Annotated in this window: 6 protein-coding genes; 5 read left to right on the plus strand and 1 reads right to left on the minus strand. The window is 73.1% G+C overall.

The window, feature by feature from the left end:
- Window positions 1–152: 152 nt before the first annotated feature.
- Window positions 153–929: an Rv3235 family protein gene (locus OG689_RS25680; protein ID WP_266323233.1), complete on the minus strand. Its 777-nt coding sequence runs from the start codon at window positions 927–929 to the stop codon at window positions 153–155.
- Window positions 930–1361: 432 nt separating this feature from the next.
- Between OG689_RS25680 and OG689_RS25685 the strand changes: the two genes are divergently transcribed.
- The 5 genes from OG689_RS25685 to OG689_RS25705 all read left to right on the plus strand — a co-directional run bounded on the left by OG689_RS25685 (window position 1362) and on the right by OG689_RS25705 (window position 11097).
- Window positions 1362–2426, plus strand: a complete 1065-nt coding sequence (locus OG689_RS25685) for a patatin-like phospholipase family protein (RefSeq protein WP_266323234.1) — start codon at window positions 1362–1364, stop codon at window positions 2424–2426.
- Window positions 2427–2701: 275 nt separating this feature from the next.
- The gene (locus tag OG689_RS25690) at window positions 2702–3211 is read left to right on the plus strand and encodes a hypothetical protein (protein WP_266323235.1); all 510 of its coding nucleotides are present in this window, start codon (window positions 2702–2704) and stop codon (window positions 3209–3211) included.
- 130 nt (window positions 3212–3341) lie between these two features.
- Entirely contained in the window at window positions 3342–4001 is a 660-nt protein-coding gene (locus OG689_RS25695; RefSeq protein WP_266323236.1) for an HAD hydrolase-like protein, read from the plus strand.
- Window positions 4002–4184: 183 nt separating this feature from the next.
- Complete coding sequence (gene pruA / locus OG689_RS25700; protein ID WP_266327430.1) at window positions 4185–5810, plus strand: L-glutamate gamma-semialdehyde dehydrogenase; 1626 nt, start codon at window positions 4185–4187, stop codon at window positions 5808–5810.
- Between the two features lie 337 nt (window positions 5811–6147).
- Window positions 6148–11097, plus strand: a complete 4950-nt coding sequence (locus OG689_RS25705; protein ID WP_266323237.1) for an NAD-glutamate dehydrogenase — start codon at window positions 6148–6150, stop codon at window positions 11095–11097.
- Window positions 11098–11277: the final 180 nt, after the last annotated feature.

Genomic DNA, 11277 nt, shown 5'->3' on the forward strand with positions numbered 1-11277 from the left:
GGCCTTGATCCACGAGGCCTGACGACGATCGCACAGGGCGCCGCTCCCCGGTTCGGGGGGCGGCGCCCTGCGTCGTGCCCGGCGGGGCTGCGTGGGGCTGCCCCGGGGCTGCCCGGGCCGGAGCGGGTCTGTATGAGTCCGCGGGGGTCGGCTCAGCGGGCCTCGACGGCCGCGCACTGCCACTGGCCGGTGCGCCGGTGCCGCTCCAGCCGGAAGGCCACCATGTGGTGCCGGGGGCCGAGCTCGACCCGGACGCACGCCTCCACGGCCTCCGCCGAGGGCGCGCTGTCGTGCACCCGGCCCAGCCGGGGGCGGGCCGCGGCGCCGCGCGGGCGCAGCGGACCGGAGCGGACCAGCGATGTGAGCCCGCCGTAGCCGTCCAGGGTGGTGTGGCGCTGGAGCTGGCCGGCCGGCCGGACGCCGGTGAGCACCTCGACCAGCCGCAGGGCGAAGCGGGCGGCCAGCTCGGCGCGGACGGCCCGTTCGGTGCCGGTGCCGGTGCCGGTGCCGATGTCGCCGGCGCGGGCCGGGGCGCAGGCCTCGCGGGGGTGCCGGGGGTGGCGCGGCGCAGCGGCCCGGTGCGGGCCCGGCGGGTGCTGCGGGGCCCGGTGGTGGGCGGGCTGCGGCCGACCGCCGGGGGGAGCGTGCTCGTGCCCGGGAGTCTCCCGCAGGCGGGCACCGAGGTGGCCGGCGCCGACGTGGCCGGTGCCCGGGGGCGGGGCGGCGTCCGGTGCGCCGAGGGGCGTGCCGGCGGGCAGCCCGCTCCCGTACGGCCCGGGGCCGTGGCCGTGGGAGTGCCGCACCGGGGCCTCGTGGCGGCGGGGCTCGTGCTGCCGGGCGAGCGGCCGGATCCGCGGGCCGCGGACGGCGGGCGCGTGCGCGAGGGCCGGCCGGACGGCGCTGTGCGGGGAGGCTGAGGACTCGATCATGCGCGGTACCCCCGGTTCGGGCGGGAAGGGCTGGACTGGCGGGAAGGGCTGGGCTGGCTGGACGGGACTGGTGGGAAGGGCGGGCCGCCGCGGGCCCGGGCCGGACGGGCGGGTGCGGCCGTTCGCCGGGTGGCCGCAGCCCTGGTATCGGCGTCCGGAGCGTGGGCGTGAGCGGCGGCCGGACGGCCCGCCCGGTCCTGGCCGGTGTCACCTATCCGGGTGACCCGGCCCGGCGTCGCAGGGGCTGGTCACGGCCCCCCTGGTAGCCCGGTTGACGCCTCCGGCGGGCGGGGAGCGGCCCCGAAGGGGGACGGTCCGTCTGTTAATTCTGTGCGGCCGATCGCGCGTGGCGGGACTGCTACTGGTTGGTAGTGCGGAGGATCGGACGGGGACCCGCAGCGAGTCCCCGCGGGAGACGAGGGGCGGCAGGCCATGGTGACGCAGGCTTCGACGAGCGACGGCAGGACGGCGGCCCTGCCCGCCCGGGACGGGGTACGGCGCGGTCTGGTGCTCGGCGGCGGCGGCATGCTCGGTGCGGCCTGGACGATCGGCGCGCTCTGCGCCGTCCGGGAGGCGACCGGCCGCCAGCCCGGCCAGGCCGAGGTGATCCTCGGGACCTCGGCCGGCGCGATCCTCGGCGCTCTGCTGGCGGGCGGCGTCCGCGCCGAGGAGCTGCGGGACCACCAGCGCGGACTGCCGATCACCACCGGTCCGCTGGCCGGCGTCGACTTCGACTACGACACGGCGGTCGGCGGCGCCGTGCCGATGCTGCCCCGGCCCGGCATCGGCTCGCCCGGCCTGCTGCGGGACGCCGTCCGCCACCCGCGCGAGTACCCCTGGCTGACCATGGTGTCGGCGGTGGTGCCCACCGGGCGCGGCTCGGTGGCGCCGATCGGCGAGCTGATCCGCTCGCTGCCCGGCCTGGACGGCCCGCCGGGGGCCTCGCCGCTGCGGGTGGCGGCGGTGGACTACCGCACCGGCCGCCGGGTCGTCTTCGGGGACGACGGCGCGCCCACCGCCGAGTTCGCCGAGGCGGTGATGGCCTCGTGCGCGATCCCCGGCTGGTTCGCCCCGGTGGAGGTGGCCGGCAGCCCGTACGTGGACGGCGGCTGCTGGTCGGCCACCAACGCGGACCTGATGCTCGGCCGTGGGCTGGACGAGGTCTACGTGCTCGCCCCGATGGCGCTGCGACTGCACCCGCGCGGCCGGGCGGAGCCCGGCCGGGGCACGCTGGCCGCGCTGCGCGAGTGGCGGGAGCGGGACCGGCCCCGGGGCGTGCTGGCCCAGTTGGTGAGCCGCTACCGGCGCTCGGTGACCCGGCAGATGCTGCGCGAGGCCCGGCTGCTGCGGGCCACCGGGGTCCGGGTGCAGCTGCTCGCGCCGACCCTGGAGGACCTGGCGGTGATGGGGCCCAACATGATGGACCCGGCCCGCCGCGGCGAGGTGCTGGAGACCGCGCTGCGCACCAGCAGGGCCGCCCTGGCCGGCGTGCGCTGAGCCGCGGGCGCCCGGCGGGCGGGCCCCGCGCGGGCCCGTGCACCCCGCCCGTCAGTGCCCACGGCTCCCGGGTCGGTGCTAAGGCGGCCAACGCGTCCGGTGGGGGCCTGCACCCCGCCCGTCCGACCTGCCCGGGCGCCCGGGCGCGGTGGCGCCGGTGAGCGGCGGGTACGAACGGGATGTAGCGGCGATCACCCGCGCCGTATTCTCTGTCCTAGCCGTTCCGTCCCAGCCGTCCGAGAGCCGTGCTGTACGAAGACCTGGAGAGTGCCCCGATGCGCGTGTACGTGCCCACCACCTTGAACGGCCTGGCGGCGGCGCACCCGGGCGGCGCGTTGGAGCAGTCGGCGGCGTACGCCGTGACGCCCGCGCTGCGCGAGTGGTACGTCAGCGACGACCTGGAGGAACTGGAGTACGCGGCACTGAACCGGGCCGCCCAGTCCTCGCTGCGCCTGCTCGCCGCCGATCCCGGGGCCCCGCGCCGGCGCGTGGTGCTGGCGCTGGACGTGCCGGACTCGGCGGTCCGGCCGTTCGCCGGCGACGAGTACCAGGACCAGGCCTCGCTGGGCCAGGTGGTGCTGGCGGGCCCGGTGCCGCTGGCGAAGGCCGCCGCCGTGCACGCGGATGTGGCCGACAGCGACGTGGTGGACGACGTCACCGCGGCGGTGGCGGCGATCACGGCCGCCGACGCGGGCGACCAGGACGCCCAGTTCACCGTGGACGGCGCCGAGGACCACGATCTGCTCTGGTTCGCCACCCAGGAGATCGCGTCCCTGCTGGCCTGACCCCTGCCGGCCCGACGCCCCTGCCGGCCCGACCGCGGCGGGGCGCCCGCGGCGGGCCTGGCGGCGGGCCCGCCGCGGGCGTCTCCCCCGGCACTTCCGGTCCGCCGGGCACTCCGGTTACCGTTCCGAGGTGCGAACTCATATCGTCTGGGACTGGAACGGCACGCTCTTCCACGACATGGAGGCGGTGCTCGGCGCGAGCAACGCCGCTTTCGCGACCCTCGGCATCGGCCCTTTGAGCCTGCAGGAGTACCGGGAGCAGTACGAGATCCCGATCCCGCGGTTCTACCAGCGGCTGCTCGGTCGGCTGCCGAGCGAGGCGGAGTGGATCCTGCTCGACGACGCGTTCCACGACCGGTACCACGAGCTGAGCCCGGCGTGCGGGCTGACCGAGGGCGCGCTCGGGCTGTTGAGCGCCTGGGGCGAGTCCGGCCACAGCCAGTCGCTGCTGTCGATGTACGAGCACGACCGGCTGGTCCCGGTGGTCGAGCGGTTCGGGATCAGCGGGCACTTCGTCCGGGTCGACGGCCGCAGCGGGCCCTCCGGCGGGCAGAAGGCCACCTACCTGTCGCGGCACCTGGCCGCGCTGGGGGAGCAGGTCGACCCGGCCCGCACGGTGCTGATCGGGGATGCCGCCGACGACGCGCTGGCCGCGCTGAGCGTCGGGGCGCACGCGGTGCTCTACACCGGCGGCTCGCACACCCGCGAGAAGCTGGAGCCGGTCGGGGTGCCGGTGGTGGACAGCCTGGCGGAGGCGGTGGAGCTGGCGGGCCGGCTGGCGGCGGCCTGAGCCGGGGGCCGCGGTGGCCGGCCGGTCCGGGGCAGGCGGGTCGCCCCGCAGTTCGCGCGCCTGACGGCGTGTCCGGTGCCACGCGCCCGAGGGCGTGTCAGACCGGGCCGAACGGGGCGGAACTGGTCAATCTGGTTTGACGCCACCCCGGCGTGCACCAGAGCGAGCGGAGCCACCATGCCCATCGACGCAGTGACCCAGGTCCCGACCCCGGTCAACGAACCGGTGCACGGCTACGCGCCGGGCAGCCCCGAGCGGGCCCGGCTGGAGCGCAAGCTCGACGAACTCGCCGCCGAGACCGTCCCGCTGCCGATGACCATCGCCGGCGAGCAGCGCTTCGGCGGCGGAGAGCGGATCGACGTCGTCCAGCCCCACCACCACGCCGCCAAGCTGGGCGTGCTCGGCAACGCCACCCGGGAGGACTCCCAGCTCGCGGTGGACGCCGCACTGGCGGCCGGGCCGGCCTGGCGCTCGCTCTCCTTCGACGACCGGGCGGCGGTGTTCCTGCGCGCGGCCGACCTGCTGGCCGGGCCGTGGCGCGAGACGGTCGCGGCGGCCACCATGCTCGGGCAGTCCAAGACCGCGCAGCAGGCCGAGATCGACGCGTCCTGCGAGCTGGTCGACTTCTGGCGCTTCAACGTGCACTTCGCCCGACAGATCCTGGCCGACCAGCCGCTCTCCTCGCCGGGTGTGTGGAACCGCACCGACCACCGGCCGCTGGAGGGCTTCGTCTACGCCGTCACGCCGTTCAACTTCACCGCGATCGCCGGCAACCTGCCGACCGCGCCGGCACTGATGGGCAACACGGTGGTGTGGAAGCCGTCCCCCACCCAGACGCTCTCCGCCCACTACCTGATGCGGGTGCTGGAGGAGGCCGGGCTGCCGCCGGGGGTGATCAACATGGTGACCGGCGACGGCCACCAGCTGTCCCAGGTCGCCCTCGCCGACCCCGCCCTGGCCGGCCTGCACTTCACCGGCTCCACCGCCACCTTCCAGTCGCTGTGGAAGACCATCGGTGCCAACATCGGCAGCTACCGCGGCTACCCGCGGATCGTCGGCGAGACCGGCGGCAAGGACTTCCTGCTCGCCCACCGCTCCGCCGACCCCGACAGCCTGCGGACGGCGCTGATCCGCGGCGCCTTCGAGTACCAGGGCCAGAAGTGCTCGGCGCTCTCCCGGGCCTACCTGCCGCGCAGCCTCTGGCAGAAGATCAAGGACGAGTTCCTGGCCGAGGTGGACGCGATCACCGTCGGCGACGTCTCCGACTTCAGCAACTTCATGGGCGCGCTGATCGACCACCGGGCCTTCCGCAAGAACCAGGCCGCCATCGACCGGGCCGTCCAGGACCCGACGGTGGAGCTGGCGGCCGGCGGCCAGTACGACGACGCGATCGGCTGGTTCGTCCGGCCGACGGTGCTGGTCTGCGGCGACCACCGCAACGAGATCTTCCGCACCGAGTACTTCGGGCCGATCCTCGCCGTGCACGTCTACGAGGACGCCCGCTGGGACGACGTGCTGCGCCGGGTCGACTCGGGTTCGCCGTACGGGCTGACCGGCGCGGTGATGGCGCGGGACAGGTACGCCGTCGCGCAGGCGGTGGAGGAGCTGCGGTTCGCGGCGGGCAACTTCTACATCAACGACAAGCCGACCGGCGCCGTGGTCGGGCAGCAGCCGTTCGGCGGCGGGCGGGCGTCCGGCACCAACGACAAGGCAGGGGCGGCGCAGAACCTGCTGCGCTGGACCTCGGCCCGGTCGATCAAGGAGACCTTCGTACCGCCGGCCGGGTACCGGTACCCGCACATGGGCTGAGCGCCCGACGGCGGGCGGCTGAACCCACGGTGACGGCCGGCCGTACCGGCGTGCGGTGGCGGCCGGGCTTTGGACAAGGTGTCCAGGACGGACCGATCTTCCTGCGGGTTTGTGCCTCCCTGTCCCCTGACACCTTCGTTTCCTCCCGTTAGGCTGGCTGACGTCGTCGGGTTGGCTCCGCAGGCCAAAACATCGTCTCTTACCCGTTACAAGGGCATTTCATGCGTGCCATGGAAGCCTTTCGGTCGGACGGTGCGGCAGGATTGCGGATGACCCGGCGGTGCACACCCACACACCACCGAGTCACGCAACGGCGCGCGACAGGAGCCAAACAGCCATGCAGACCAAGCTGGACGCAGCCAAGGCCGAACTGCTCACCAAGGCAGCAGCAGCCGCTGAGAACAGCCAGGTGGGGGGAGCGGCGCCAGGGGAGGGTCTGAGCAACGGTGCTCTGACCGCATACCTGCACCACTACTACCTCCACACCGCCCCCGAGGACCTGATCAGCCGGGACCCGGTCGACGTGTACGGGGCCGCCGCCTCGCACTACCGCCTCGGGCTCAAGCGGCCCCAGGGGACCGCCGAGGTCCGGGTGCACACCCCGAGCGTCGAGGAGAACGGCTGGTCCTGCGGCCACACGGTGGTCGAGGTCGTCACCGACGACATGTCCTTCCTGGTCGACTCCGTCACCAACGAGCTGTCCCGCCAGGACCGCGCGATCCACATCGTGATCCACCCCCAGCTGGTCGTCCGCCGTGACATCACCGGCAAGCTGCTGGAGATCCTGGACATCGACGCCTGCTCGCGCAGCCAGGCCGCCGGCGCCGAGTGGCCCGCCGACGCCGTGGTCGAGTCCTGGATGCACATCGAGATCGACCGCGAGACGGACCGCGAGGACCTCCGCGCCATCGAGTCCGACCTGCGCCGCGTCCTCGGTGACGTCCGCGAGGTCGTCGAGGACTGGTCGAAGATGCGCGAGTCCGCGCTGCGACTGGCCGACGAACTCGCCGAGCAGCCCCCGGCCCACCTGCCCGAGCAGGAGGTCGGCGAGGCCTGGGAGCTGATGCGCTGGCTCGCCGACGACCACTTCACCTTCCTCGGCTACCGCGAGTACGACCTGGTCGAGCACGAGGGCGAGGAGGTGCTGCGCGCCGTCGCCGGCACCGGCCTCGGCATCCTGCGCTCCGACCCGCTCAGCCACGACACCGACCACCACCCGGTCAGCGAGGCCTTCGGCCGGCTCTCCGCGCCGGTGCGGGCCAAGGCGCACGAGAAGAAGCTGCTCGTCCTCACCAAGGCGAACAGCCGGTCGACCGTGCACCGCCCCGCCTACCTCGACTACGTCGGCGTGAAGCGTTTCGACGCCAACGGCGAGGTGATCGGCGAGCGCCGCTTCCTCGGCCTGTTCTCCGCCGCCGCGTACACCGAGTCGGTCTCCCGCATCCCGGTGGTGCGCCGCAAGGTGCAGGACGTGCTGAACGCCTCCGGCTTCTCCAACGAGAGCCACGACGGCCGCGACCTGCTGCAGATCCTGGAGACCTTCCCCCGGGACGAGATCTTCCAGACCCCCGCCGAGGAACTGCTCCAGATCGCCACCAGCGTGCTCTACCTGCAGGAACGCCGCCGGCTGCGGCTGTTCCTGCGCCAGGACGAGTACGGGCGCTACTTCTCCGCCCTGGTCTACCTGCCGCGCGACCGCTACACCACCCGCATCAGGCTGCGCCTGATGGACATCCTGATGCAGGAGCTGAACGGCGCCGCGATCGACTACACGGTGTACGCCACCGAGTCGGTGCTGACCCGCCTGCACTTCGTCGTCCGGGTCACCCCCGGCAGCGAGCTGCCGCACCTGTCGGACGCCGAGGTCGAGCGGATCGAGGGCAAGCTCGCCGAGGCCGCCCGGTTCTGGATGGACGGCTTCAACGACCAACTGCACATCGAGCTGGGCGAGGAGCGGGCGGCCGACCTGTCCCGCCGGTACGCCAACGCCTTCCCCGACGGCTACCGGGCCGACTTCACCGCCCGGACCGCCGTCGCCGACCTCAAGCAGATCGAGTCGCTGGCCGGCGCGGGCGACTTCCGCCTGAACCTGTACCAGCCGGTCGGCGCGGGCGACGACGAGCGCCGCTTCAAGATCTACCGGGTCGGCGGCCCGATCTCGCTCACCGAGGTCCTGCCCGTCCTGCAGCGGCTGGGTGTCGAGGTGCTCGACGAGCACCCGTACGCGCTGACCCGCTCCGACCACAGCACCGCCTGGGTCTACGACTTCGGCCTGCGGCTGCGCGAGGGCACCGAGCTGACCGACGAGGCCCGCGACCGCGTCCAGGAGGCCTTCGCGGCCACCTGGATCGGCCAGGCCGAGAACGACGGCTTCAACGGCCTGGTCCTCACCGCCGGGCTGACCTGGCGCCAGGCGATGATGCTGCGCGCCTACGCCAAGTACCTGCGCCAGGCGGGCAGCACGTTCTCCCAGGACTACATGGAGGACGCGCTCCGCAACAACGCCCACACCACCCGCCTGCTGGTCAACCTCTTCGAGGCCCGCCTGAGCCCCAGCCACCAGCTGGGCGCGCTGGAGCTGACCGAGGGCATCGTGGAGGAGCTCTCCGGCGCCCTCGACGAGGTCGTCTCGCTGGACGAGGACCGCATCCTGCGCTCCTTCCTGCACCTCATCCAGGCGACCCTGCGGACCAACTTCTTCCAGCACTCCACCGAGACCGGCGACTGGCACCGCTACGTCTCGATGAAGTTCGACCCCAAGGCCATCCCGGACCTGCCGGCCCCGCGCCCCGCGTTCGAGATCTGGGTCTACTCCCCGCAGGTCGAGGGCGTGCACCTGCGCTTCGGCAAGGTCGCCCGCGGCGGGCTGCGCTGGTCCGACCGGCGCGAGGACTTCCGCACCGAGATCCTCGGCCTGGTCAAGGCCCAGATGGTGAAGAACACCGTCATCGTCCCGGTCGGCGCCAAGGGCGGCTTCGTCGCCAAGCAGCTGCCCGACCCGTCGGTGGACCGCGACGCCTGGCTGGCCGAGGGCATCTCCTCGTACAAGACCTTCATCTCGGCGCTGCTCGACATCACCGACAACCTGAAGGCCGGCGAGGTCGTCCACCCGCAGGACGTGGTCCGTCACGACGAGGACGACACCTACCTGGTGGTCGCCGCCGACAAGGGCACCGCGACCTTCTCCGACATCGCCAACGGCGTCGCCGAGTCCTACGGCTTCTGGCTGGGCGACGCGTTCGCCTCCGGCGGCTCGGCCGGCTACGACCACAAGGGCATGGGCATCACCGCCCGCGGCGCCTGGGAGTCCGTCAAGCGCAACTTCCGCGAGCTGGGCCACGACAGCCAGAGCGAGGACTTCACCGTCGTCGGCATCGGCGACATGTCCGGTGACGTGTTCGGCAACGGCATGCTGCTCAGCGAGCACATCCGCCTGGTCGCCGCCTTCGACCACCGGCACATCTTCCTCGACCCGAACCCGGACGCCGCCGTCTCGTACGCCGAACGCCGCCGGCTCTTCGACCTCCCCCGCAGCTCCTGGGACGACTACGACAAGTCGCTGATCTCCACCGGCGGCGGCGTCTTCCCGCGGAGCGCCAAGTCGATCCAGCTCAGCTCCCAGGTGCGGGCCGTACTCGGCATCGAGCAGGCCCGGCTGACCCCGGCCGAGCTGATGAAGGCCATCCTGCAGTCGCCCGTCGACCTGTTCTGGAACGGCGGCATCGGCACCTACGTCAAGGCCTCCACCGAGACCAACGCCGAGGTCGGCGACAAGGCCAACGACGCGATCCGGGTCAACGGCAGCGACGTGCGCGCCCGGGTGGTCGGCGAGGGCGGCAACCTCGGCTGCACCCAGCTCGGCCGGATCGAGTACGCGGCGAGCGGCGGCCCCGAGGCCACCGGCGGCTGGATCAACACCGACGCCATCGACAACTCGGCCGGCGTCGACACCTCGGACCACGAGGTCAACATCAAGATCCTGCTCAACCAGGTGGTCGCCGACGGCGACATGACGGTCAAGCAGCGCAACAAGCTGCTCGCCGAGATGACCGACGAGGTCGGCCACCTGGTGCTGCGCAACAACTACGCGCAGAACGTGGTGCTGGCCAACGCCGTCGCGCAGGCCGTCAGCATGGTGAACGTCCACTCCCGGATGATCAACCGCCTGGAGGCCGACGGACAGCTCGACCGGGCCCTGGAGTTCCTGCCCACCGAGCGTCAGATCCGCGAGCGCCAGCAGAACGGCCGCGGGCTCTCCCAGCCCGAACTGTCCGTCCTGCTCGCCTACACCAAGATCACCCTGGCCGACGAGCTGCTCGCCACCGAGCTGCCCGACGACCCGTTCTTCCGCGCCGCCCTCCAGGAGTACTTCCCCAGCGCCCTGCGGGCCCGCTTCGCCGACGCGATCGACGCCCACGCCCTGCGCCGGGAGATCATCACCACCCTGATCGTCAACGACACGATCAACCGCGGCGGCTGCACCTTCGCGTTCCGCCTCCGCGAGGAGACCGGCGCGACGTACGAGGAGATCGCCCGCACCCACACCGCGGCCCGCGCCGTCTTCGGCCTGGGGGACATCTGGGCCGAGATCGAAGGCCTGGACACCAAGGTCTCCGCCCGCGCACAGACCAGGATGCGCCTGCACTCGCGCCGCCTGGTCGAGCGCGCCACCCGGTGGATGCTCAACAACCGCCGCCAGCCGCTGGACATCGCCGGCACCATCGAGTTCTTCCACGACCGGGTGAACCAGGTCTGGGGCTCGCTCCCCAAGCCGCTGCGCGGCGAGGACCTCGTCTGGTTCGAGCACGTCTACAACGAGCTGGCCGAGGCCGGTGTCCCGGAGAGCCTGGCCACCCGGGTCGCGGGCCTGTCCTCGACCTTCCCGACCCTCGACATCACCGAGGTCGCGGACCGCTCCGGCAAGGACGTCGCCGAGGTCGCCGACCTCTACTACGACCTGGCCGACCGCCTGCAGATCACCCACCTGCTGGACCGCATCATCGAGCTCCCCCGGGTGGACCGCTGGTCCTCGATGGCCCGCGCGGCCATCCGCGAGGACCTCTTCGCGGCCCACGCGGCGCTCACGGCCGACATCCTGGCCTGCGGCGGCGAAGGCGCCACCCCCGAGGAGCGCTACACCGCCTGGGCCGAGCTCAACGCCACCCTGCTCAACCGCGCCAAGAGCACCCTCGACGACATAAGGGGTTCGGACAACTACGAGCTGTCCAGCCTCTCGGTCGCGATGCGGGTGATCCGCACGCTGCTGCGCACCGGCTCGATGCGCTGACGCGGACGCTGTGAGGCCCGAGGACGGGCCTGAGAGGTGAGGGCGGGACCGCACTGCGGTCCCGCCCTCACCCGTTGTGCGGCGGGCCGGCGCCCCGTGGTCCTCACCCCGTCCGCAGCACCTTGCGCACCCGTACGATCTGCCGGGCCGCCCCGCCCGAATCCGCTCGGGCCGGAGCCG

Source organism: Kitasatospora sp. NBC_00240 (genome assembly GCF_026342405.1).
GTDB lineage: Bacteria > Actinomycetota > Actinomycetes > Streptomycetales > Streptomycetaceae > Kitasatospora.

Excerpts from the sequence above, each read along its gene's own strand:
- OG689_RS25685 (WP_266323234.1), top strand. The coding sequence starts at position 1,362 with ATGGTGACGCAGGCTTCGACGAGCGACGGCAGGACGGCGGCCCTGCCC.
- OG689_RS25680 (WP_266323233.1), bottom strand. The coding sequence starts at position 929 with ATGATCGAGTCCTCAGCCTCCCCGCACAGCGCCGTCCGGCCGGCCCTC.
- OG689_RS25690 (WP_266323235.1), top strand. The coding sequence starts at position 2,702 with ATGCGCGTGTACGTGCCCACCACCTTGAACGGCCTGGCGGCGGCGCAC.
- OG689_RS25705 (WP_266323237.1), top strand. The coding sequence starts at position 6,148 with ATGCAGACCAAGCTGGACGCAGCCAAGGCCGAACTGCTCACCAAGGCA.